We start from the raw sequence: 23,586 nt of genomic DNA, 5'->3' as shown, positions 1-23,586 counted from the left end.
CACGCTTTCAAACTTCCTTTCATTTTTGCGAAACTTGTAAAAGTCTGATAGAATGGGGACTTGAAAAAAATAGCTTGAGGTGATGTTGAAATGCAACCGCTAGCGGAATCGACCCCAGTACACTCGCGCCGCACTGCCGCGAGAAACGGCCCTTCCGTAAAATGGTTTTTACTGTTCTGGATTTTGATGATCGGAGTCGGCGTCTATGCCGTGTACAGCTACACCAACCATCTGAAGCAGCAGGTGCTTAGCGAGCTTAGCGCCCAAAGCCAGCAGCAGCTTACCGTTTTGAAGACAGATTATGAATCGAGAATCGCCGTTCTCTCCGAAGAAGTGAAGGAATTACAGAATACGGTGCAGACCTTTAATGAACTGCTGACGTTTACCAAGGATAATGCAAGCAACAAGACAGATAACAGCAACAAGCTGTATACGCAGCTGAGTGAAGTCAAGAAGCAGCTTGAAGCCTTGAAGAAAGAAATGGATCTGCTCAAATGATGACGCCTGTAAAAAGAGTCAACCGCTTCTTCATGCTGCTGACGGCGCCTTTTCTTGGCTTATTTATTGGTCTTTTATGGTACCAGCCGCCACTGACCCTTAACCTGAACACTGATCAGTATGCCGCAGAGCCGGGGCCGCTCGAACTGACAGCAGCGCTCAAAAAGGATCTTCTGCAGGCACAGAATTCAGCGTCCTACACGATTGACGCCATCGGTGCCAGCGCCCAGCTCTATAAGAAGACTACTAACGCTATGAATGCACTGGTCTCAACAGCTGCAGCCCAGGCTTCCCGCCCGGAACATATCTATAACCGGCGGATCACGGCCCGGCTTGGCATACCTGCCGACGTCGTCAGCAGTGACCGGATTACGATTGAATTATACCGGCTGAACCCCGGCAACTATAAAGCTTACGCCCTTAAGATCAGGCTGAAGGATGCTACAGCAATGAAAATGAGCCTGGCCGGAGACGGCACCGGTCAAGCCGAGACCACGATGCATGCCGTGGCCCGTTATGGTGCGGTTGCGGGGATCAACGCCGGAGGTTTCGCCGATCAGGGAGGAAGACGGTACCCCTTGTCCACTACAATCGTGGGCGGCAAATATGTATACGGTTTTGAGCCGACCTACAAGGATCTCAGCTTCGTGGGTCTGAATAAATCGGGCCGGCTCATAGGGGGTAAATTCACCAGCAAATCGCAGCTTGACCAGCTGGAACCAGTGTTTGGGGCAACCTTTGTGCCGGTTCTCCTTAAGAACAGTGTACGGCAGGCGATTCCATATAAATGGATGACCAGTCCCAAACGTGCCCCCCGCACCGTTATCGGCAAATATAAAGATGATCAGCTGCTGGTTCTGGTTGCAGACGGATATAACGAGAACGGAAACTCCGGGGCTACCCTGGAAGAAATTCAGAACAAGCTATGGAGTATGGGGGTGACCGATGCCTATAATCTCGATGGCGGCGGTTCCTCATCCCTCATTTTCAGAGGCAAAGTGATTAACGACCCGTCTGACGGAAATCTCCGGCAGGTGCCAACCAACTTCCTGTTCTTTAAATAAAAATCGGTGTCAATGCTGAATCTCACTTTTGAGCTTTTAATTTCAGCATGCGGTGGTTATAATCTATGTAACTACTACAGTCCTTTATGGAGGTGTCCAGCATGTCGTTTTCCCTGACCTTTTGGATTGTCACCCTGGTATTCCTGCTTTTTCTGACCGGTATTTTAACCTCATCCTACAACGACGATAAAACCAAGGGCCTGTAACAGCTGCCGGAATATTCTTATATTCTAAAAAAAACGCCGCACATTGTGCGGCGTTTTTTCAGCACTGGTCCGCGACGGAAATCACGCAGCACCATACTATGTAATTATTTTCCTTGCCCGTTTTCTCCAGGAGAAAGCGGTATTACTAGGCGTGTCTTGGCAATTGCGTCATTTCTGCAAGGCATGCGGCGCAAATATAACGATCTTTATACTCGCTTACACCTTCCATAGATCCGCAAAATACACACTTGGGACGGTAGCGCTCCAGAATGATATGGTCGCCCTGTACCAGAATTTCTACCGGGTCGCCTTCATTCATTTGGTACCTTTTACGCAGGGACTTAGGCAGAACAATTCTACCCAGCTGATCTACTTTACGAACTACGCCAGCAGGTTTCATATCTAACGTACACCTCTCCTGTTCAACAAATAATTAGTAGTCACTACTTATTTCGGCAGTATTCTTCTATTTCGTTATTTTATTGTCGAATCCTGCTGAAAAAAACAAAAAAACATGTCTACTTTTAGAAAAGTTGCGGAAAATCCATTTGACGCAGGGCTTCGTAAACAATAATCGCTGCGGAATTGGATAAATTCAACGATCTCACAGCTTCTCCCATCGGCATCCGCATAGCGGTTTCCTTGCCGGCTTCGATAATTTCGGGCGGCAACCCCTTGGTTTCCTTCCCGAATACGAAAAAATCCCCGTCCCGGAAAGCAAAATCCGTGTAGCGCTTCTGCGCCTTTGTCGTGGCATAGAAAAAGCGTCCCCCGCTATACTTTTCCTGCACTTCCGCAAACGAATCATGATATTCGATTGTGACGGCATGCCAGTAATCAAGCCCTGCCCGTTTCAAGGTTGCGTCGTCGGTCCGGAAGCCCAGCGGGCGGACCAGGTGGAGATGGGTGCCTGTGGCTGCACAGGTACGGGCAATATTACCTGTATTTGCCGGAATTTCCGGTTCAACCAGCACAATGTGTAATGCCATATTGGAATGTTCCTCTCTGTAGGCTTACCAGCCCTTTGATGTGGTGTAAAGTACCTTTCATTCTAAGCTGAGGGGCAGGCCCGTACAAGCAGAAAACCTCCCGCCTGCTGGCGGAAGGTCCGGGAATTTCATTCATTAGCCTTGAGTTTGCCGGAAATGATTCATGAAATCAGCAAGTGCCTTGACGCTCTCATAAGGAACAGCATTATAGATGGAAGCACGCAAGCCTCCAACGCTGCGGTGGCCCTTCAGACCGACAAAACCTTCTTGCTCAGCAGCCTTAACGAATTGCTTCTCCAGCTCTTCCGACTGCATCCGGAAGGTAACGTTCATAATTGAACGGCTGCCTGCTTCCGCAACCCCGCGGTAGAAACCGTCGCTGCCGTCGATATGGTCATACAGCAGACCGGCTTTGTCACGGTTTTTGGATTCGATGCCGGCAAGCCCGCCCTGCTCCTCGATCCATTTTAACACTTCATTAACCATATATACAGAAAAGGATGGCGGCGTATTGTACAGAGAGTTGTTTTTGTAATGCGTGTCATACCGCAGAATCGTCGGAATGTTCGAAGGTGATTTGGCAATCAGCTCTTCCTTGGCGATTACAACAGTTACCCCCGAAGGCCCGAGATTTTTTTGAGCACCGGCATAGATCAGTCCGAATTTGCTGACATCAAACGAACGGCTCAGAATATCGCTCGACATGTCCGCGATCAGCGGAATGGAACCCGTATCCGGATACTCTGCATATTGTGTTCCTTCAATCGTCTCATTGGATGTGATGTGCAGGTATGCCGCATTGTCGGCCGGCTTGATGCTGCTGAGCTCCGGAATCGCCAGGAACTTCTTGTCCTCTGAGGATGCGGCAACATGTCCGCCACCCAGCAGTTTGGCTTCCTTGAGCGCTTTATCCGCCCAGCTTCCTGTCATAACATAGCTGCCGACCTGGCCGCTGGAGATGAGGTTCATCGGGATCATAGCGAACTGCGTGCTTGCTCCGCCTTGAACGAACAATACCTTATAGCCCTCCGGATTACCGAGCAGTGACAACAGACGCTCCTGTGCTTCATTATGCACGGATTCGTATATTGCCCCGCGGTGCGACATCTCCATAATGGACATTCCGCTTTCGCGGAATTCTACAAACTCCGTTTGTGCGCGTTCCAATACTTCAAGCGGCAGCGCCGCCGGACCTGCATTAAAATTGTATGCTCTCTTGCTCAAATTGCTCCCCACCCTTTCTCTCCTACGAATATGGATATCGATATGATAGCAGCATTCTAACACGCCAGCAAGTATAATTATTCACATAGAACGTAAGATCACTGCATCTCAGAACGAGAAAAATTGATAGCTGCGGCGCCAATCCTTGCTGTGACGCGGTAAAATGCTGAGATCCGCAAAAACTTCGGGTGAAATTACATGCCGCTCACCCCAGAGCGCCATCCGCTCCGGACGGAAATTCCCGCTCTCACGGATGCCAACTCCGCTAGGATGATGAATCAGTTCCCAAAAAAATTCGGCATCCGGATTCTCCCACCCTGCCAGCCTGCAGTAGAAGGGACGTCCCGGCTCTGTATTCCAGCCCAGTCTGTCTCCGGATGTATGCAGCAGCTCAGCCGTAAAGGAGGACTCGGGCGCCTCAACGACGGCTGTTCCAGGCAGCCTTAGTTCATAGCCTTCCCCGGTGAGCCTGCCGTTAATTCCTATAAAGTTATGAATATATTCCTCCGTATGCAGCGGCTTTGTTCCTTTATTCTCCAGCCTGTAGTCAATATTTAGCCGGTCACCTTCCAGGGATATACGCTTGGTCAATAGCATGCTGTACCCCCGGCACTCCTCGGGAAGAACCGTATACGTTATCTCTTGCCCGCTGCTTTCCACGCTTATCTTGAAGGGAGTTAAAGGATAGGTTCGGCTAAAATCATAAGCTTCCTCATCCGGCTTTTGCAGCAGGCCTACGCCTGGCTTAGGAAACCATTCTCCGGCAGCTGCTTCGTCATACCCAATTGCCCGGGAAATGCCGAACTCGTTGCATAGTCCAACCCCGTTGCTGCCGTGCCCGGGTACCAGGCTCTCGGGAACACAAAAGGTATGTTTGCCCTCCTCCAGAGTGATTTGGGTTATAAATCCGGTCCAGTCGAACCGGGTACCGTTATAGGCTCCGGGTTCTGCAATCTCTACAGTTAGAATGCCGTTCGAGAGAATGTTAGACATTTGTTGTTCTCCTTCCTTTCTCTATAGCTGATTAATATCTATAACACTATTTCATCAGATTCAAAAAGCGCCTGCAGCGCCATATCCGGCGGAACAGGCGCTCCTGTTAACTTGTATACTTAAGCCAGCCCGACTTGCAGCTGATGAACCTGCCCTTCCGGCAGGGCACTCAATACATCGCGCGGGATCACAACACCTTCTGAGACGCGCTGAAGCGTCACCTCAGCGCCGTTCAGTGTTACCGAGTGTATTTGATACTCTCCGTATCCGGCGCTGCCTGTGGACGTGTAGACGACTTCCAGCTGGCGGTCCGCAAAAAGGGTCTTGATCGACGCTTTGCCCTCCTGATCAAACTGCTCTTTGGCGAGCTTCGGCTCAAGCCGCAAGTCGCCGAGCTGCCCTTTCACACCAAACACCTCGGTTACCATTGTCAGCAGAAGCCAGCTGGCTGAGCCGGTCAAATAGGTATACATGCCCCTGCCCTGTTCATTGATATACTCTGGAACCCCGGGATATATCCGGCTAAGCTCAAAATTCGCACTCAAGTTATACAGCGAATCCAGCACCTTGCGTCCTTCCCGCACATATCCGCGTTTATAAAGCGCATTTCCGTACATTACGGTCATATGACTGAACATTGCCCCGTTCTCCTTATGTCCAAAAGCAAATCCGAATGCCCGCCCCAAATTCTGCTGGATACCGCCAAAATTGGAATTCAGCCGGTAGCCGATTTTCTCGTCATACAGGTTGCGTTCCACAGCTGCGATGATGTGCGGGATCTGCTCCGGTGCCGCAGCATGGCCAAGTAGCGGGAATACCTGGCCTGTTAGCGTCATGCGGACACCTTCAGCCGTTTCCCCTTCCACCCGTTCTCCATCATTGTTGTAGTAGCCGTTGAACCAGCCATCGCCATGTTCGCTTGCCACCCACTCATTCTTGCGCAGATGGGCAAAGATCCACTCTGCTTTTTGAGCCAGGTCGCCTGCCACCTGCTCAATGTCGAGTTTAGCACGGATTCCGCTTACCACGTTCGGCGCAGCGGCATAGAAGCGGTTCAGCCGTTCCAGCTTCGCGGATACAGAAGTGTAATCCACTGCATCCCCAATTGAATCCAGCAGCAGTACCATTTCTTCAGCCAATTCCAGCGTCTTCTGCCCCGTGCGTTCTTTCAGAGTACGCAGCAGCATAGAGAGTTCATACAGATTGCTGGCATAGAAGGCGGTAAAAGTAACACTTTCCCCGCGCTGGGCCGCCATATCCAGCCCGTCATTCCAGTCTGCACCTTCCAGCAGAATATTGTTATGCTCGCCCACATTGAAGAATGGCACCAGATTCTGCAGCAGAATATGCTCCAGGATGGTCCCTTTATAAATGTCCCCGGCTGCTGTCCGCAGACTGCTGCCTGCGGCTGCCTCCCAGGAGCTGTCACGCTCACGGCAGCGGCTCATGAAGGAATCCCGGAAATAGGTCTGCTCCTGCAGCAGGAAGTCCAGATCACCGCTCTGATTCAAGTAGAGCATCGTGGTCATCAGCGGCCAGGCTCCGTGGTCCATCCAGACGCGCGGAATGTTGTTGCGGTCGGCGATGAATTCGCCAGGCTGCTGGCCAATTATAGTTGCATTACTGCCGTCGATTCTTACACCCGCATAATTATTCAGCAGCAGGCTGCGCACATCGCCCGGCTCCATAATGAGCAGAGCCAGACAATCCTGCCACAGATCGCGCCAGCCGCGGCCGCCTCTTCCATAATCATGGTATGGCAGAAAAGAGTTTCCGTACAGTCTGCGGAGCACCGGCTGCAGCGTTACCCATTTCATCCATTGGTCAGCGGTGTCATCCGCGGTGTGAAATTCCACCGTATTCACTTTACCGGCCCAGAAGAGCTTATTCTCCTCCAGATGCGCCTCAAAAGCAGCGGAAGAGCCGTACTTGGACATCAGCCTGGAGATGTTGATCCGGTCGCTCTCTATCGCCAGCACAACCACATACGAACGGCTCTGGCCCGGCAGCAGTGCTGCCGAGGCAAATCTTAATCCGCCCAGCGCTTCATAGCCCTCTTTATGTATGCCGCCGCCATGCCCGATTTGCGGTTCCGCATTAAGGACGACCGCTTCCGGCCAATCCAGACTGCCTCCCTCGCCGATAAAATCCTCCTGCACAGGGAAGAAACCGGCTGGCTGTCCTCCCTCCTCCTCAGCTCCAAATACACCGTAAGACGTATGATTAACCCGATGGCCCCGTTCGTCGAAGGAAAGCGCCGGCTGTACTTCGACACCATACGCTGAGGTATATATCCGGTTCAGCAGAGAAGTAACGTGGCGGTGATCCCGCAGATCATCTGCCGAACGTGCATACAACGGAATTGCTGCAGTCGGGGTGATTCTGATTTCCTCTGTTCCTGTGTTCGTCAGTACAATCTTCATCAGTTCTACTTGATCTGTGCCGCAAGGAACAAAGCTGGTCACATCCGCTTTAATTCCCAGCTCTCTATTCTCCCGGGATATCCGGTGCCACAGTAATCCTGCCTCCAGCAGGGACTCATCTGCGGAATCCGAGTAGGCCTGTGCATGCTGGCGTGCAGAATTCCCTGCCGCCGACCAGGCTCCTTTACCCTCTACATAGACCCAGAAATTACGCGACCCTCTGGAGTTATGTAAATCCTCCACTGATATTGGCGGTGTCAGGAAGGTATTATGCCCTGTAGTCACCTGACCGTGAAGCTGCGGGCTGATTGAAGACATCATTCCTCCTTCATTTACCAAGGGAAAATATAAAAAGCTGCTCCGGTCAGGGTGCTCAAGGCTGAACTCTCCGTTGTTCCCGGTGAACTGCCAGTTAGGCGTGCTCTTTTGATTCACTGTATTCATCCTTTCTATTGCTGAGGCTAATGTGGCGTACTCAATAATACCGAAACCGATTTCGGTATTATTATTACATCGTTATTTATCATTGTAAAGATAATTCTTACTCCCGCTTTAGATCAGATAGAATACTCAGAGTAAAACACTGATAAATCAACGCTCGCAATCGATCTATATCAAATATTTCTATTGTAAATATGGTATGGAATTACCGAAAGTATTTCCGAAACAGCCCTTAACTGCATCCAAAATTACGAATTCAAAATCAAATCATGGATTAATAATTGAATAAATAATTACATTCTCATTATAATAAATGCTTCCATTACTAATTTTTCTATTAAATACATATGCAAAAAACCAGATTTACGAAAACTTTCGAAAGTGTATGCCATGCAAAGGCTAACGACTTTTATTAGTAAAACTGCTGATGCCATAGAAGCCTCTGAGGCTAATTCTAAGGCCCGGACTCTCCCGCTGCACCAAAACACCACTGTGACGCACTGAATCGAACCAAGGGCATTACAGAGTCCTTTAGCGTTCAAATAAAGGCACATAAAGAAGCCCCCGGGGGACCCGGGGGCTTCTAAAGCAAAGCTTATTTAAGATTTAATCAATCTTATACATCAAAGTACAGGGAGTATTCGTGCGGATGAACACGGATAGCAACCTCTTGTGCTTCTCCACGTTTCAGAGCGATATAGTTGTCGATGAAGTCTTTAGTGAAGACGCCACCTTCAGTCAGGAATTCATAGTCAGCTTCCAAAGCGTCAAGCGCTTCGTTCAGGCTGCCTGGAACGCTGCGGATCTTCCCTTTGTCAGCATCAGACAATTCGTAGATGTTCTTGTCCAGTGGACCGTAACCCATTTCTTCAGGGTTGATCTTCTTCTTGATTCCGTCCAGACCCGCCATCAGCATAGCCGAGAAAGCCAGGTAAGGGTTAGCAGTGGAGTCAGGAGTACGGAATTCAATACGACAGCCCTTAGGTGTTACAGCAGCTACCGGGATACGGACAGCAGCGGAGCGGTTACCTTTGGAGTAAACCAGGTTAACTGGTGCTTCATAACCAGGAACCAGACGTTTGAATGAGTTGGTGCTTGGGTTAGTCAGTGCGATCAGTGCCGGAGCATGATACAGGATACCGCCGATGTAGTTCAATGCCATTTCACTCAGGTTTGCGTATGCGCCTTTTTCGTAGAACAAAGGCTCGCTGCCGTTGAAGATGGATTGGTGAACGTGCATGCCGCTACCGTTATCGCCGAACAGTGGTTTAGGCATGAAAGTTGCTACTTTGCCATATTGGCGTGCTGTGTTTTGAACAATATATTTGTAAGTAAGGAGATTGTCAGCTGTTTTCTTCAGGGTGTCAAAACGGAAGTTGATTTCCGCTTGGCCTGCAGTCGCCACTTCATGGTGATGGCGTTCGATTTCAAGACCCGCTTCGCTAAGCAAACGGCACATTTCACTGCGGATATCCTGTTGGGAATCCACTGGAGCTACCGGAACATATCCGCCTTTAACGCCAACTTTGAATGCAAGATTGCCGCCTTCGTCTTTACGGTTTGTGTTCCATGCTGCTTCTTCGGAATCTACGAAGAAGGAAGAACTGTTCATTCCGCTTTCGTAGCGCACATCGTCAAAGATAAAGAACTCGGACTCAGGTGCGAAGAAAGCTGCTGTACCCACACCGCTTGCTTGCAGGAACTCTTCTGCTTTTACTGCGATACCGCGCGGGTCGCGCTCATAACGTTCGCCGTCAGGTGTGAAAATGTCACACATAACATTCAGCGTCGGGTGAGCTGTAAAAGGATCGATGTATGTAGTACTTGGATCAGGCATCATAACCATGTCCGATTCTTCGATACCGCGGAACCCTTTGATGGAAGAACCGTCAAAAGCTACACCATTTACAAATGTCTCTTCTTCCACTGCGGATGCTGGCAATGAGATATGGTGAGCACGTCCACCTAAATCTACAAACCGAAAATCCACCCACTCGATATTGTTTTCCTTGATCGTCTGCAACACTTTTTCAACCGACATGAATTAATTCCTCCCCAAGTTCCGAACATTAGGCCGCTCACAGTATCAAATGTTCTTGTTTTAATTTTTTTACTGTCGTCATTATAAAACTCAAACCTAACATCGTCAATGCTTATGTCAGGTATTTCTGACGACAATGTAAGATATTCTGACGCTTTCGTGAAAAACGCTTAGCCTGTCCTAAATAGTGACATATGCTTTCTGCTGTAACTGAAATAGGCCCTCTTCCTCCGCCCGTGAGCGGCAAAGAGGACCATAAGACAGACCGATTTCTTCTGGTTGAATTAGGCGATAGGAGCAGCTTCAAGCGAATCTGAGAACTTACGTCCCACGATCGGCGCAAGCTTCTCCAGATCTCTCAGCAGCTTATCAAACTGCTCAGGGAACAGGGATTGAACTCCGTCACCTGTCATGGAATTGTCCGGATCGGTATGCATTTCGATAATCAGACCATTGGCCCCGGCAGCAACTGAGGCTTTTGCCATAGGCTCCACTAATTCGCGGCGGCCTGTGCCGTGGCTCGGATCGGAAATAACCGGCAGATGGCTCAGGTTCTGGAGCACAGGTATAGCAGACAGATCTAGCGTATTGCGTGTGTAGGTTTCAAAGGTCCGGATGCCGCGTTCGCACAGCATAACATCCCGGTTACCTCCGGCCAAAATGTACTCCGCCGCATTGAGCAGTTCATCATAGGTTGCACTGAAACCGCGTTTGAGCAGCACCGGGCGGCCGCAGGTTCCCAGCTTGCGCAGCAGATCGAAATTCTGCATATTACGCGTGCCTACCTGCAGAATATCAGCGTGTTCCGCACAAATATCAACATACTCGGGAGTCATTACCTCAGTGATGGTAAGCAGGCCATGTTTTCTGCCGGCCTCCGCCATCATAGTCAGGCCTTCTACACCTACACCCTGGAAGCTGTAAGGACCCGTCCGCGGCTTGAATGCGCCGCCGCGCAGCACCTGGCCGCCGGAAGCCTTGACCAGCCGGGCAATTTCATCGATCTGTTCAGGGGACTCAACGGCGCAAGGGCCGCCCATAATGACGAGGTTCTCTCCGCCGATCTTAACACCGCGGATATCAATAATAGTATCCTCGGGATGGAAGTCACGGCTGGCCAGCTTGTAGGATTTGGTGATTTTCACGACATTCTCTACGCCCTTCATCTGCCGCAGATGCTCCGCAAGCTTCGGCGTCACTCCGCCAACCAAACCGATTACCGTATGATCCGCACCCCGCGAAAGATGAACCTGCAGACCTTCTTTTTCAATAACTGCAATAATATCATTTACCTGGTCCTGCGGTGTTTGATTGGATGTAATAACGATCATATTATAGCTCCCCTTTTAGGCATTTATTCTCAAATATTGTCCAGCTGATGATAAAATACTATTTCGCTACGACGCGTGTGTGCTTTTAAGCGCTAAAGTGATTTTACCGCATATTGCATCTTACGTCAACTTTTTTTCCCGAAATACACGTTAGATCTACCAACACTTTCCATCCTAAAGTATTTAACATAAGAAAAATGCACCCGGCCCCAAACAGGAACCAGGTGCAGCTTATATAATAAAAATTAGTTCATAACTCCAAAATCATTAAGTTGCACTTGTCGTCTTGTTCTTCACAGGAGGCAGGAGCTTCGCCATATTTACCGTACGCTTAATCTCCCAAGTCTCAGGCAGTTCCGGATCGTATTGCTCCAAATAGCTGATGACTTCCTTCGTGATCGGGGTTGGCGTCGAGGCACCGGAGGTTACTCCCACCTTGGAAATTCCCTGCAGCCATGCCGTGTTCAGCTCGGATACATCAGAGATCCGGTGAGCGGGCACACCGGCAATTTCCTCAGAGACCTGAGCCAGACGGTTGGAGTTGTTGCTGCGGGGATCGCCGACAACAATCACCAGGTCACATTGGCCGGCTTGCTCTGCTACCGCTTCCTGCCGCACCTGGGTAGCCATGCAGATCTCATTATGGACCTCTGCACCGGGGAAGGTCTCCAGCAGCTTTTTCATAATATGCTTAATATCCCACTGGCTCATCGTGGTCTGGTTCGTGATAACGATCCGCGAGGAAGGAATGGACAATCCGGCAATCTCTTCTTCCTTTTCGATGAGGTGGACATGCTCTGGAGCAATACCAACGGCGCCTTCGGGCTCCGGATGGCCTTTTTTGCCGATATAAATGATCTCGTAGCCTTCTGCTACTTTCTCCTGGATAAGGTCATGTGTCTTCGTCACATCCGGACAAGTGGCGTCAACGGTAGTAAGCCCCTTGGCGCGGGCCATCTTACGGACTTCCGGCGATACGCCGTGTGCGGTAAAGATGACGGTGCCGCTATCCACTTTATCGAGAATATCCAGACGGTTATGACCGTCCAGTGTGATGATTCCGTCGTCTTCAAATGAATTCGTAACATGAGTGTTATGCACAATCATGCCAAGTATATAAATCGGCCGGGGCAGATCAAGATTTTGTGCGGCCTGCCGTGCCATAACCATGGCATCGACGACACCGTAGCAATAGCCCCGGGGAGAAATTTTGAGGACTTCCATGTATTTTCACCGGCTTTCTGCAGTCAATGACAGCTGTAATAGGACCTGATCTATTATAACCTATTCCAGCGGCGGAGCAAAGAGAAGCGGCAGCCAGATGATGAATGTAGTGCCCTCTCCTTGACGGGTTACCACTTCTACAGAGCCGCCATGTTCATCGATAATCCATTTGGCAATCGAGAGCCCGAGCCCGATGCCTTCCGTAATGCCACGTGATTCATCCGCCCGGTAGAAGCGGTCAAAGATATGCGGCACCTCGTCCTTGTCCATCCCGATTCCGGTATCCTTGATGCGGATCCCTACCTGGTTCTGATAAAATACTGCATCCATTGTAACTTCACCGGACGGCGTATATTTAAAAGCATTATCGATGAAAATGAACAGCATCTGCTGCAGATAATCCTTATTCCCCACAATATATTTGCCGTTCATATGGCTCAGGTCGCCGATAGACCATTCAGACTGGCGCGGCAGGAACGAAGCCCTGCGGGCCACCTCAGTCATCAGCGGCTCCAGCGCCACCGGCTCCTTATCAAAGGTGCGGCCGGTATCGGCACGCGCCAGCGAGAGCATATCGGCTACGAGACGGCTCATGCGTTTCGATTCATCGGCGATATCCTTCACGGATTCGATGGACAGCTGGCGGATTTCCGCCTCGCTCATTCTGCTCTGTTCCGGCTCCATCTCCCAGATTTTTTGCAGCAGATCGATATTCCCGCGGATCGTTGTAAGCGGGGTGCGCAGCTCATGTGAAGCATCGGAGACAAACCGGCGCTGGGTAGCATATGAATCTTCCAGCTCTTTATAGAACCCTTCCATCCGCCCAAGCATGCTGTTGACCGTCTCAATCAGCCGTCCAATTTCATCCGGCGGACCGTCATAGACAATCCGGGAGCTCAGGTCCGTGCCGGTCTGTATACCGTTAGCCGCCTCAATGACCTTGCCGATCGGGCTCATCGACTTCCGGGCCAGGAACAGGCCAAATGTAAACGCTGCTATCAGTGTCGCAAAGGAACCGACCAGCAGAATGTTCTTTAGCCTGGCCAGCAGTGTCACCTGCTCCCCGGTATAGACGGCCACCTGAAGCACAGCCGAATGAGTTTCATTCGTGCTGACTACTTCAATAGACTTCTGGTAGATCAGAAACGGATTGCCGCCGTAAGTTGCCTGTAAGAATCCTTGCTGTTTGGAGACAGCATCCTTTGCAGGGACCTTGAACTCCAGATTGATCTCAGCCATATTCTGGCTGGGAATCAATTTTTCGAGATCATAAATGTACATTTGGGCAAATAGGCTTTGTCCGGCGGGACCGCCGAGGATTTGTTTCAAAGTACCGTCGTTATAGTCTATGCCTACCTTAAGATCTACTTGCTGCGCCTGTTTAATCAGCCGCTCCTTCAAATCCCCATACGTATTAATATAGACAAAACCGTAAATTGCGGCTGATAAGGCCAGCAGCATAACGGCCAAAATCCCTGAATACCAAGCTGTCAGCCGCAATTTAATAGACATGTTAATTGTCACCTCTTAGAATGTAACCGGCTCCCCGGATCGTCTGAATCAAACGTTTACCGCCATGCTCCTCCGTCTTCTGCCGCAGCATGGCAATGTATACCTCAAGTACATTGGATTCCCCGCTATAGTCATAACCCCAAATTTTGTCCATGATCAGATCACGGGATAATACACGCTTCGGATTCTGCATAAACAGATGCAGCAGCTCAAATTCCTTCGCCGTCAGCTCCAGCCGTTTGCCGGCACGGGTGACTTCACGGGAATCCACATCCAGTGTGATATCCTCATAGGAAACCGACTGGTCCGGATTTCCCCCTTGTTCACTCTTGCGGCGCAGCAGCGCCCGCACACGGGCCAGCAGTTCTTCCAGTGCGAATGGCTTGACCAGATAATCGTCCGCTCCCAGGTCAAGTCCCTTTACACGATGTTCAATTTCGTCCTTGGCCGTCAGCATCAGCACAGGCACAGTGCTCCCGCCCTCGCGCAGACGCCGGCACACTTCAAAGCCGTCCACCTGCGGCATCATGACATCAAGAACAACCACATCAGGATCGCTGGTCAGGATGGCACGCAATCCGTCAGCGCCGTTAGAGGCCGTTTTTACGTCATAGCCTTCAAAGGCCAGGCCACGCCGCAGCATGGAAATTATCTTCTCATCGTCATCAATAATTAAAATATTCGGTCGCATCAAGCAGCCCCCATTGTCTAAATCATTTAAATCTATTGTAGCATGAATGTAAGGTTTCACGTCTAGTAGCAGCACAAACGGAAGGGTCTCCCCTTCCGTTTGTCCTTTACCGTCCGGTGTGTTTATTTCCCCTGGGAATTCGTCTGGGTGGTGTCAAAATCATTTTTATTTCCGATTGTAACCGGAAGCTCCAGTGTTTTGCCGTCACGTACAACATTCAGGGTTACTTTATCGCCGACCTTTAGGGACTGAATGTAAGTAATCAGATCCTGGCTGGTAGCGTATTTGGTACCATTTACACCTGTAATAATATCGTAAGGGCGCAGGTCAGCAGTATAAGCCGGCGACTTGAAGACAATCTCAGCAACTACAGATCCCTCATTTATGTCAGTACCCATTTGTTTGGCAACTTCATCCGTAATGGTCATCAACGATGCGCCAATGAACGGTACCGGTTCCTTCGGAATTTCCTGGTTGGCTTCCAGCTTGTCGACAACCTCTTTAATGGTATTGACGGCGATCGCAAAACCGATACCCTGCGAATCCGTGCTGACTGCCACGTTCATCCCGATTACCTGACCGTTCAGGTTAAGCAGCGGTCCGCCGGAGTTCCCCGGATTGATCGAAGCATCGGTCTGCAGCAGATTTTTGTAATTGCGTGTGCCGCTGCCGTCTTCTTCATTGATATCAATACTGCGGTCCTTCGCACTGAGCACACCGGCTGTAACGGTATGATCGAAGCCCTGCGGATTACCAATCGCTACAACCTCGGAGCCAACCTTGATGCTGTCGGAATCACCAAGCGCTACTGTAGGGAAATCCGCACCTTCAATCTTCAGCACCGCGAGATCCAAATCTTTGCTTGCGCCAAGCAATTTCGCTTCATATGGCTTCGTAGTGCCGTCCACAGTAACCTGGATGACATCAGCATTTTCGACTACGTGTTGGTTTGTTAAAATATAGCCGGAGGAATCATAGATGAAGCCTGTTCCGATTCCATATGGAGTAAGCTGTGTAGACGAATTGGAACCCGATTCCGACTGTGAATTCTCATCCGTGCCGGAAGAGTTGCTGCCTCCGAACTGGTCACCGAAAAAGAATTGCGAGAATGGATCACTCATATTCGGATTGGAGGAGCTTCTGCTGGAGTTGGTATTTACTAGAGTTTCAATTTTAACGACAGCAGGCCCTACCGCATCTACTACGCTTGAGACATCCGTTGTTCCTGTAAACAGGTTCGTAGTGGAGGTTGAAGGTGTAACATTAGCACTGCCAACCGCTGTCTTCGCTGTGTTGCTTGCTACTGCTGCCGTTGTCACCGGATCCCCTGTGAACCAGTTGCCCCGGTCTGCCATGAACATCGAACCGGACAATACGACCATCCCGGCAAGGAACGAGATCAGCACTGCTTTTACCGGTTTCTTAGGCTTACGGTTATATTGCCAGCCGTTGCTTCCTTCTGGACCGTTACCGCCTCGTCCGCCATTTCCGTCATTACCGGTAGTGCGCAGCGAAGTACTGTAAGGAAGCTGTTTGACCGGCTGCGGAGGCGTAACCTCAACACGCTCAGGCTCAAGCCGGCTATAGTGCTGTCCGTTCTCCGGATTCACTTCATCATTTTTAAGCGATTTAAAAGGTCCATAGGAATAATAGTAGGAAGAGCTTGACTCAGAAGACTGGTTATTATTGCTGCTGTTGTTAGTGTCATTACTGCTGCTATTGGAGTTATCCCATTCCCGATCCGTGGTGGGTTCATGATCACGATTGAAATTGTTTTTGTTATCGTCCATTGTTTACGTTCCTCCCGTGCCTTGTCTGTCTGACAAGGAGTAATGTTTTCTTCTTGATCTTATTTTGTACTTTAAACCTTAAGTTCACATTAAAAACAATTTAAGCGGAGATAAAAACTGGGGAGTCCTAGGGTGAGGCTAGCAAAAATCCGTGAATGATAGCGAAAAAAAGCCCAAACGCTTAATACGCGCCGGGCCGGAACAAGGGCAAGATCAAATATATGTACTTAACTAGGACAGATTTATAATTTGAAAGTTTATTAGGAACATTATCTCCACGTAATGCATCAATAGCATTTCGGCTAGCTTATCCTTGCTGTGCCCAGCCTTTGCGGTGGGCGTATATAGCCAGCTGTGTACGGTCGTCCAGCTCGCATTTCATCAGCAGATTGCTGACATGCGTCTTTACCGTTTTAATGCTGATATGCAGCTCCTCACCGATATCCTTATTGGTCTTGCCTTCGGCAATAAGGAGCAGAACTTCTTTTTCCCGTTCGGTTAAACCGGAGGAGTCGCCCTGGACGGTACGCTGGCGGATGCCGCGGGTCAATGCCTGAGAGACATCACCAGTCATTACCGGCATGCCGCGGTAAGCGCCTTGCAGCGCGTAGATCAGCTCTTCAGCGGAAACCGTTTTGAGCACATAGCTGACCGCTCCTGCTTCAATTGCATCCACTACAAGATCATCTTCCAGGAAGCTGGTGAGAATGACAATTTTGAGTCCAGGAAATTCAGCCAGCACGGCCCGGGTCGTCTCGGCTCCGTTCATGACCGGCATCATCAGATCCATCAGCACCAGATCCGGCAGGCCTTCCTGTCCCCATCCGCGCAGTATATTCAGCGCTTCCGCCCCATTCCCTGCTTCGCCAATAACCTCGAACTTCGGATCCAGCATCAGATAGGTTTTGAGCCCCATCCGCACCATGTCATGATCATCCACCAGCAATACTTTTATGACACTCATGTTCTATTCCTCCTGTTCCTGATTGCCTTGCACAAACTTAGGAATATGTACGCGGATCGTCGTTCCTGCTCCTTTGCGGCTGATAATCTCTACTTGTCCGCCCAGCTTTTCCGCACGCTCGCGCATCGTAGTCAGACCATAAGAGCCCTGCTTATGCTGCACATGCTCAAACCCCTGGCCGTCATCGCTGATGCTGAGCACCACCTGCCTTGGCGCTTCACGCAGAGACAGACTGACTACCCGGGCTCCGGCATGCTTAACGATATTCGCCATGGACTCCTGGATAATCAGAAATAGCTGATGCTCAATCGCCTCCGAGAGCTCCCCTTGCAGCTCTAGCTCCTTGACACCCTTAAGCCCATTTTGCCGGCAGTAGTCCGGAAACCATTTCTCCAGCGCCTCAAACAGATTGCGGCCTTCCAGTTCTACCGGGCGCAGCTGGGCAATCAGAGCTCTCATCTGTTTCTGCGCCATTTGCGACATCGTTATGAGCTGGTTCATTACCGTCATCCCATGCTCTTCATTCCGTTCCAGCACTTTAGGCAGCGAAGAAGCGGACATATGGATCGCGAACAGCTGCTGGCTCACCGTATCATGCAAATCACGGGCCATCCGCCTCCGCTCTTCCAGTACCGCGCTCTCCGCTGCCTTTTCTTTCTCAATTACCTCTTGCTCACCCAGCCGCTGCAAAATCTGCATCTTGTTCTCAACCGTATCCATCATGATATTGAACTCGTGATACACCCGGGCAAAAGACTGGTCATCACTCTCTGGCATCCGGACGGAAAGATTACCCTTGGCCACCTGCAGCATGTTCAGATCGAGATGGTCGATCCGGCGCTGAATCCGCTGTCCGGCCATGTAGCCGACCACGACGTTGAACAGCACAATGCCAATGCTCAGGTACAGCCACATCCGGTAATCCACAACTTCGATGTAGTTAAGGCATGTCCCGGCATACACGAGCCCGGCAGCGACGCCTCCACTAAGCAGGAAATAGAGCAGCAGCAGCCATTTGGTATTGCTGAAGATCGTCCCCATCCGTTAACCCACCGTTTTAACCTTTATATCACCGATAAAAGCACTCACGTTAATCCGGACTTTTTTGCCTGCTTCCTTATAATATGGCGTCTTGCACTGTACGCTGCTCATAAAACCGCTGCGCGATTCCTCCAGCACCTGCATATCACCGATAAAGGAGCTGCTGTTCACCGAAACCCCGAGGTTCATATCATCCGGGATATAGACTTTAATGTCGCCGACAAATGCAGAGATATTAATTTTGGTCTCGCCGTAAGGAATTTGCGCGTTCGTCAGGTCCAGCACAGTGTCCCCGATAAACTGCGAGATATTGGTATGCTTCAGTTGAAAATGCTCCTTACCCATATGCACATCACCGATAAACGCAGAACGGTTCGTTGTTTCCTTATGGTTACCTGCTTCATGAAATTCCTCATGCCATTCGCCGTGTCTGCGGGCATGACGTTCCTGGCGCTCCTGCCGTCTGCGTTCATGCCGTTCCCGGTTATCCTGCCAGCGGGCTTCCGATGCCGACTGAAAATACCCCTTATTTCCCTGATTCTGCTCATTCTCATCCGAATCTTCTTTATGCAGATACTGATTCCAATCGCGCTCACCGGCAGGTTTGCCGAATTTCTGTTCAAACTGCTCATCCAGTGTGGATTCCAGCGGTTTCGGAGGCTCAGCATCAGGAGTTCCGGGTCCGGGCGGATAAAAGTTAGGTGGCGCTGGCGGTGCCGGAGGTACAGGCGGTGTATGGTCACGCGGCTTAAAGATCACAAACAGACCGCCGCCGATCAGCATCACCGGAATCAGCATTTTGAAAAAATCACCGGCCGATACATCAAACCACTCCAAATTGCGGCCCAGAAAATAAACTCCGAGCGCCATGAAGAAAAACCCCCAAAATGCGGATGAACCTTTCGAGCCGCGATCGCCTGTAGAGAGAAAATTTTGTAAACCCATCCATATAAGAATGAGCGGCCAATAATCTGAAATCAGAGAACCTATACTGAAATCGGTATATCCCATCTGTCTCAGAAGAAACATCCCGCCGAGTCCTATCAGGATCAAGCCGCCGAGAATCTGGCTGGTGAACCTTCTTTTCATCTGTCATTTCTCCTTTAATTGTGATGTCCACGTTTATCTGTTACTTATAGCCTTAGTCTACAGCATCAGCTGCGTTGCGAACAGCGGCGTGAGAAGTAAACTTGCCTCAGTCTCGGGACCGAGCTGTCACCCGGATGAATGTAAGGAAGGAATACCTGACGTAACAAAAAAAGACTGCTCCGCCGCTCAAAAACATGAGCGTATAGCGGAACAGTCCAATTGTAGCATATCGGTGTAAGATTAAACGTTCACAGCATTACTGCTGCGGTTTTTGCACTGGTTTGGCAAACGTACCTTGCTTCGTTGCGCCGTCGTTTTCAACAGCAAACTCCGCATTGTATTTTTCATTCGGTGTTTTATAGTTTTCTTGTACCTTTGGTTTTTTAGCCACTGAATTTCACCTCCCTGTGCGTTCTCGGAAGAGGCACTTGCTTTGCCCCAGTCCGTATTATGGGAAGCTCAGGGCCGTATTATGCATCCCTAAGTGAAATAAATTTCAAGCTGTCAGCTTGGATATGGCTAGCCTAGATAATCTCTTCCAGCAGGTTTTGCGGAACTGTATTATAAGTTTGAATCGCTTTGCCTAAGTTCTTCAGCATGCTCTCCGTACATTTCCCGTTACCGCGTTTGATCAGCTGAACAACCACTGTTTTTTTGCCCCATTCCTTATACACCTGTTTGGTAGTGGCAAAATATAAGTCGATCTTCCGTCCCTTGATCGCTGAACCGGTATCCGCCACCACAGCGTATCCGTAACCCGGGATATAAAGGATACTGCCCAGCGGCAGAACCTTGGGATCGGCAGCTATGGTAGAAACTGCATTTTTATCCCGGCGTACTTTGACACCTGAGTAGGTAATGCCGTATTGTGGATGTTTGGCTGTTTTGCCGGTTGACTCATAGCCTGCCGTATATCCCGTTGCCGTAACCTTCAGCGAAGTAATGATCTGTTCCGGTGCGGGTGCAGCTACCGTAACTGATGCAGGCTGCTTGGCAGTTGTATCCGTCTTCTTGCCGGAAGGTGCCGAAGTCGCTTTGGGTGCATTTGTTGCCGACGGTTGCTTTGCTCTGGAAGTGCCCCCGAGCTGGGAAGCTTCTGTAAGAATGGCCTCCTGTGAACCCTGTGTATTTTGGAAATTACCTGGCTTCATTGTGCTGACGCTTAGCTGACCTGCAGTGTCTGCCATCCCGCTGGCCTCTACTGACTTGCTTCCATAATCCGGATAGATACCGGCTGCAGTCAATACAAGCACAATCGTGACAATCAGACACCAAAACCTCTGGCATAAGCCCATTTTGTTCATTTGTTAAACCTCCCCCTATTAGCGAAGGTTTCCCGTTTCACAAAATTTTATACATGAAGCACGATTCTTCGGCTTCACGAGGCTGATGACAGAGGTTATTGTTGGATGATTATAAGCCGGATTGCGGCAGAGCTCCCGGCAAAATTAAATTACGCGACCGGAAATTTCCGCATTAAGCGATTCGATAACTTCATCGAGCGGTTTCGCTCCGAGATCGCCTTCTCCGCGTTTGCGGATCGATACAGAACCGGCATTCATCTCATTCTCGCCCACTACGAACATATATGGAAGCTTCTCCAGCTGGGCTTCACGGATCTTATAGCCCATCTTCTCGTTGCGCAGATCGACCTCAGCCCGGATACCGCTCTTGAGCAGCTTCGCTTCAACTTCCTTGGCATAGTCATCAAAGGCTGAAGATACAGGTATAATCTTAACCTGCTGCGGTGACAGCCACAGTGGCAGGGAACCCGCAAAGTTCTCCAGCAGGAAGGCTACGAAACGTTCCATGGTACCGAGAATTCCGCGGTGCAATACGACCGGACGGTGCTTGTTACCATCATCGCCGACATATTCCAGTTCAAAGCGCTCAGGGAGCAGGAAGTCGATTTGTACAGTGGATAAAGTTTCTTCCTTACCCAGCGCTGTGCGGATTTGCACATCCAGCTTCGGTCCGTAGAAGGCAGCTTCGCCTTCCGCTTCGAAGAACGGCAGACCCGCTTCTTCGGCTACCTCGCGCAGCATACGCTGTGCAGTTTCCCACATTTCGTCGTTCTGGAAATACTTCTCTGTATCCTGCGGATCACGGTAGGACAAGCGGAAGCGGTAATCATGAATGCCGAAATCGCTGTATACCTGTTTGATCAGCTCCAACACGCGTTTGAATTCACTCTTGATCTGATCCAGACGGCAGAAAATATGCGAGTCATTCAGCGTCATGGAGCGTACACGGTGCAGACCGGTCAACGCGCCGGACATTTCATAGCGGTGCATAGTGCCCAGCTCAGCGATACGGATCGGCAGATCACGGTAGCTGTGCATCGAACTCTTATAAATCATCATGTGATGCGGGCAGTTCATCGGACGAAGGACGAACTCCTCAGTGTCGATGACCATTTTAGGGAACATGTCCTCCTGGTAGTGCTCCCAGTGTCCGGAAGTCTTATACAGCTCTACGTTACCTAGTACAGGAGTGTATACATGCTGGTAACCAAGGCTTGCTTCCAGATCCACAATATAGCGCTCAAGAATACTGCGCAGCTTCGCGCCTTTTGGCAGCCAGATCGGCAGGCCTTGTCCCACCAGCTGGTTGAATGTAAAGATTTCCAGTTCTTTGCCCAGCTTACGGTGGTCACGTTTTTTCGCTTCCTCCAGCAGGTGCAGATGCTCGTCCAGCTGTGCTTTTTTGATCCAGGCAGTACCGTATACACGCTGGAGCATTTTATTCTTGCTGTCTCCGCGCCAGTAAGCACCGGCCACATTCATCAGCTTGAACACTTTGATCTTCGAAGTCGAAGGTACATGCGGACCGCGGCAGAGATCGAAGAATTCGCCTTGTTCGTAGATAGAGATCACACTGTCTTCCGGCAGAGCCTCAATCAGTTCCAGCTTATACGGATCGCCCAGTTCACCAAAAATCTCAAGCGCTTCCTTACGGCTGACTTCTTTGCGCACAATCGGCAGATTCTCGTTAACAATGCGCTCCATTTCCTTCTCGATCTTCAGCAGATCCTCCGGATTAAGCGGGTGCTCCAGGTCCATATCATAATAGAAGCCGTCCTCGATAACCGGACCTACCCCTAGCTTAACTTCCTTCGCACCGAACAGGCGTCTAACTGCCTGAGCCATCAAGTGAGCTGTACTGTGGCGCATAACCTCAAGGCCTTCCGGGGAATCCAAGGTTACGATCTCCACCAGTGCGCCTTCCTCCAGAGGCGTCGACAAATCTACAACGACTCCATTGAGCTTGCCTGCAGCTGCATTCTTGCGAAGTCCGCTGCTGATCGAAGCGGCTACATCCTCAATGCTGCTTCCGTTCTCATATTCCCGGACCGATCCGTCCGGCAGTTTAATACTTACTGACATTGTTGTTCCTCCTAAGGGATTGGTTAGCCATCACTAATTACCGGTGGCGAAAACTTCATTTGTTGAGCCCGCGTGGGGCGGCGAATTCTGCGGAACGGAAGAATCCACGCATACAAAAAACACCCGTCCCGCAAAGGGACGAGTGATTGCACCCGTGGTTCCACCCAAATTCGATTCCAGAAACAGAATCCTTCGTCAGCATAGAATAACGGCCATGAACCGGCGGTTCTTACAATCCCGGGCAGTAAACGTACCGGGAGTTCATAACCGCAGCTATAAAGGGGTAGATCGAATGCCGGATACCGGAGGAAATTGCAGCCTTGTTCCCTCTCTCTGAAGCGGTCCTGAATCAACGATCCATATCTTTGTCGAAGCTGTTAACGTGAATTATGGAGTAATTATAAATCTGTCGCCAGCTTCCGTCAAGCCTGCCAGCGGTCGACATTCAAAATATGACAGTCAAGCAGCTTAGTGCAGGTGAAGTTTCCTGTACCAGTCACTCTTCTTCCCGGCTTCTTTTGCCCGGCAAGCGGCCCGCCCGCTTCAAAGACTCACGCAGCAAGTATTCAATATGTCCGTTAACGCTGCGAAATTCCTCTCCCGCCCAGCGTTCCAACGCTTCGTGCAGCTCAGGATCGATCCGCAGCGGAAAGCTTTTTTTGGCCGCCATAATGGATCG

The 23,586-nt window shown here is 50.2% G+C and carries 20 protein-coding genes; 2 read left to right on the top strand and 18 right to left on the bottom strand.

The annotated features are described in order from the left end of the window. Nucleotides 1-90 precede the first annotated feature (90 nt). The gene (locus tag QU597_RS09165; RefSeq protein WP_054939708.1) at nucleotides 91-498 is read left to right on the top strand and encodes a hypothetical protein; all 408 of its coding nucleotides are present in this window, start codon (nucleotides 91-93) and stop codon (nucleotides 496-498) included. Continuing rightward, nucleotides 495-1,562 (top strand): phosphodiester glycosidase family protein, encoded by a 1,068-nt coding sequence (locus QU597_RS09160; RefSeq protein ID WP_310832356.1) that lies wholly within the window; start codon nucleotides 495-497, stop codon nucleotides 1,560-1,562. The genes QU597_RS09165 and QU597_RS09160 overlap by 4 nt, the downstream gene beginning before the upstream one ends. A 351-nt stretch (nucleotides 1,563-1,913) precedes the next feature. Here QU597_RS09160 and QU597_RS09155 read toward each other — a convergent pair whose 3' ends face one another. The 18 genes from QU597_RS09155 to QU597_RS09070 form a co-directional block, all read right to left on the bottom strand. Continuing rightward, the gene (locus tag QU597_RS09155) at nucleotides 1,914-2,168 is read right to left on the bottom strand and encodes an AbrB/MazE/SpoVT family DNA-binding domain-containing protein (protein ID WP_054939706.1); all 255 of its coding nucleotides are present in this window, start codon (nucleotides 2,166-2,168) and stop codon (nucleotides 1,914-1,916) included. A 124-nt stretch (nucleotides 2,169-2,292) separates the two neighbouring features. Next, nucleotides 2,293-2,757 carry a tRNA (uridine(34)/cytosine(34)/5-carboxymethylaminomethyluridine(34)-2'-O)-methyltransferase TrmL gene (trmL, locus tag QU597_RS09150; protein WP_206103983.1) on the bottom strand — a complete coding sequence of 155 codons (465 nt, stop codon included), beginning with the start codon at nucleotides 2,755-2,757 and terminating at the stop codon, nucleotides 2,293-2,295. Between the two features lie 135 nt (nucleotides 2,758-2,892). After that, entirely contained in the window at nucleotides 2,893-3,981 is a 1,089-nt protein-coding gene (gene serC, locus QU597_RS09145; RefSeq protein WP_236333701.1) for a 3-phosphoserine/phosphohydroxythreonine transaminase, read from the bottom strand. Between the two features lie 108 nt (nucleotides 3,982-4,089). Continuing rightward, the gene (locus tag QU597_RS09140; protein WP_310832355.1) at nucleotides 4,090-4,974 is read right to left on the bottom strand and encodes a hypothetical protein; all 885 of its coding nucleotides are present in this window, start codon (nucleotides 4,972-4,974) and stop codon (nucleotides 4,090-4,092) included. Between the two features lie 119 nt (nucleotides 4,975-5,093). Beyond that, on the bottom strand, nucleotides 5,094-7,832 hold the full coding sequence (locus tag QU597_RS09135; RefSeq protein WP_310832354.1) for a GH36-type glycosyl hydrolase domain-containing protein: 2,739 nt from the start codon (nucleotides 7,830-7,832) through the stop codon (nucleotides 5,094-5,096). 622 nt (nucleotides 7,833-8,454) lie between these two features. Beyond that, a complete protein-coding gene (gene glnA, locus QU597_RS09130) occupies nucleotides 8,455-9,879 on the bottom strand; it encodes a type I glutamate--ammonia ligase (protein ID WP_206103978.1) in 1,425 nt (474 codons plus the stop codon). Nucleotides 9,880-10,163: 284 nt separating this feature from the next. Continuing rightward, nucleotides 10,164-11,210 (bottom strand): 3-deoxy-7-phosphoheptulonate synthase, encoded by a 1,047-nt coding sequence (gene aroF, locus QU597_RS09125; RefSeq protein ID WP_310832353.1) that lies wholly within the window; start codon nucleotides 11,208-11,210, stop codon nucleotides 10,164-10,166. Nucleotides 11,211-11,477: 267 nt separating this feature from the next. Then, the gene (locus tag QU597_RS09120) at nucleotides 11,478-12,434 is read right to left on the bottom strand and encodes a 4-hydroxy-3-methylbut-2-enyl diphosphate reductase (RefSeq protein ID WP_310832352.1); all 957 of its coding nucleotides are present in this window, start codon (nucleotides 12,432-12,434) and stop codon (nucleotides 11,478-11,480) included. Nucleotides 12,435-12,494: 60 nt separating this feature from the next. Beyond that, the gene (locus QU597_RS09115; RefSeq protein ID WP_310832351.1) at nucleotides 12,495-13,946 is read right to left on the bottom strand and encodes a sensor histidine kinase; all 1,452 of its coding nucleotides are present in this window, start codon (nucleotides 13,944-13,946) and stop codon (nucleotides 12,495-12,497) included. A gap of 1 nt (nucleotide 13,947) precedes the next feature. Then, nucleotides 13,948-14,637, bottom strand: a complete 690-nt coding sequence (locus tag QU597_RS09110; RefSeq protein WP_310832350.1) for a response regulator transcription factor — start codon at nucleotides 14,635-14,637, stop codon at nucleotides 13,948-13,950. A gap of 122 nt (nucleotides 14,638-14,759) precedes the next feature. After that, nucleotides 14,760-16,427: a S1C family serine protease gene (locus QU597_RS09105; RefSeq protein ID WP_310832349.1), complete on the bottom strand. Its 1,668-nt coding sequence runs from the start codon at nucleotides 16,425-16,427 to the stop codon at nucleotides 14,760-14,762. 307 nt (nucleotides 16,428-16,734) lie between these two features. Beyond that, complete coding sequence (locus QU597_RS09100) at nucleotides 16,735-17,391, bottom strand: response regulator (protein WP_310832348.1); 657 nt, start codon at nucleotides 17,389-17,391, stop codon at nucleotides 16,735-16,737. Between the two features lie 3 nt (nucleotides 17,392-17,394). Then, complete coding sequence (locus QU597_RS09095) at nucleotides 17,395-18,432, bottom strand: HAMP domain-containing sensor histidine kinase (protein ID WP_206103971.1); 1,038 nt, start codon at nucleotides 18,430-18,432, stop codon at nucleotides 17,395-17,397. Nucleotides 18,433-18,435: 3 nt separating this feature from the next. Then, a complete protein-coding gene (gene liaF / locus QU597_RS09090; protein WP_310832347.1) occupies nucleotides 18,436-19,521 on the bottom strand; it encodes a cell wall-active antibiotics response protein LiaF in 1,086 nt (361 codons plus the stop codon). 256 nt (nucleotides 19,522-19,777) lie between these two features. Beyond that, nucleotides 19,778-19,912 carry a hypothetical protein gene (locus QU597_RS09085; RefSeq protein ID WP_310832346.1) on the bottom strand — a complete coding sequence of 45 codons (135 nt, stop codon included), beginning with the start codon at nucleotides 19,910-19,912 and terminating at the stop codon, nucleotides 19,778-19,780. A 133-nt stretch (nucleotides 19,913-20,045) separates the two neighbouring features. Continuing rightward, the gene (locus tag QU597_RS09080; protein ID WP_310832345.1) at nucleotides 20,046-20,825 is read right to left on the bottom strand and encodes a 3D domain-containing protein; all 780 of its coding nucleotides are present in this window, start codon (nucleotides 20,823-20,825) and stop codon (nucleotides 20,046-20,048) included. A gap of 144 nt (nucleotides 20,826-20,969) precedes the next feature. Next, nucleotides 20,970-22,907: a threonine--tRNA ligase gene (thrS, locus tag QU597_RS09075; RefSeq protein ID WP_236333721.1), complete on the bottom strand. Its 1,938-nt coding sequence runs from the start codon at nucleotides 22,905-22,907 to the stop codon at nucleotides 20,970-20,972. A 496-nt stretch (nucleotides 22,908-23,403) separates the two neighbouring features. Beyond that, nucleotides 23,404-23,577, bottom strand: a complete 174-nt coding sequence (locus QU597_RS09070) for a type II toxin-antitoxin system antitoxin (protein ID WP_206103967.1) — start codon at nucleotides 23,575-23,577, stop codon at nucleotides 23,404-23,406. Nucleotides 23,578-23,586 lie beyond the last annotated feature (9 nt).

It is taken from the genome of Paenibacillus pedocola, assembly GCF_031599675.1.
Classification (GTDB): Bacteria; Bacillota; Bacilli; order Paenibacillales; family Paenibacillaceae; genus Paenibacillus_AQ; species Paenibacillus_AQ pedocola.
Note: the sequence above shows the minus strand (reverse complement) of the source record. Positions and strands in the feature narration are given on the sequence as shown.

Bases quoted from the DNA above. Each gene is read 5' to 3' on its own strand.
- QU597_RS09165 (WP_054939708.1), top strand. From the start codon at position 91: ATGCAACCGCTAGCGGAATCGACCCCAGTACACTCGCGCCGCACTGCC.
- QU597_RS09160 (WP_310832356.1), top strand. From the start codon at position 495: ATGATGACGCCTGTAAAAAGAGTCAACCGCTTCTTCATGCTGCTGACG.
- QU597_RS09155 (WP_054939706.1), bottom strand. From the start codon at position 2,168: ATGAAACCTGCTGGCGTAGTTCGTAAAGTAGATCAGCTGGGTAGAATT.
- trmL (WP_206103983.1), bottom strand. From the start codon at position 2,757: ATGGCATTACACATTGTGCTGGTTGAACCGGAAATTCCGGCAAATACA.
- QU597_RS09140 (WP_310832355.1), bottom strand. From the start codon at position 4,974: ATGTCTAACATTCTCTCGAACGGCATTCTAACTGTAGAGATTGCAGAA.
- glnA (WP_206103978.1), bottom strand. From the start codon at position 9,879: ATGTCGGTTGAAAAAGTGTTGCAGACGATCAAGGAAAACAATATCGAG.
- aroF (WP_310832353.1), bottom strand. From the start codon at position 11,210: ATGATCGTTATTACATCCAATCAAACACCGCAGGACCAGGTAAATGAT.
- QU597_RS09120 (WP_310832352.1), bottom strand. From the start codon at position 12,434: ATGGAAGTCCTCAAAATTTCTCCCCGGGGCTATTGCTACGGTGTCGTC.
- QU597_RS09115 (WP_310832351.1), bottom strand. From the start codon at position 13,946: ATGTCTATTAAATTGCGGCTGACAGCTTGGTATTCAGGGATTTTGGCC.
- QU597_RS09110 (WP_310832350.1), bottom strand. From the start codon at position 14,637: ATGCGACCGAATATTTTAATTATTGATGACGATGAGAAGATAATTTCC.
- QU597_RS09105 (WP_310832349.1), bottom strand. From the start codon at position 16,427: ATGGACGATAACAAAAACAATTTCAATCGTGATCATGAACCCACCACG.
- QU597_RS09100 (WP_310832348.1), bottom strand. From the start codon at position 17,391: ATGAGTGTCATAAAAGTATTGCTGGTGGATGATCATGACATGGTGCGG.
- QU597_RS09095 (WP_206103971.1), bottom strand. From the start codon at position 18,432: ATGGGGACGATCTTCAGCAATACCAAATGGCTGCTGCTGCTCTATTTC.
- liaF (WP_310832347.1), bottom strand. From the start codon at position 19,521: ATGAAAAGAAGGTTCACCAGCCAGATTCTCGGCGGCTTGATCCTGATA.
- QU597_RS09080 (WP_310832345.1), bottom strand. From the start codon at position 20,825: ATGAACAAAATGGGCTTATGCCAGAGGTTTTGGTGTCTGATTGTCACG.
- thrS (WP_236333721.1), bottom strand. From the start codon at position 22,907: ATGTCAGTAAGTATTAAACTGCCGGACGGATCGGTCCGGGAATATGAG.
- QU597_RS09070 (WP_206103967.1), bottom strand. From the start codon at position 23,577: ATGGCGGCCAAAAAAAGCTTTCCGCTGCGGATCGATCCTGAGCTGCAC.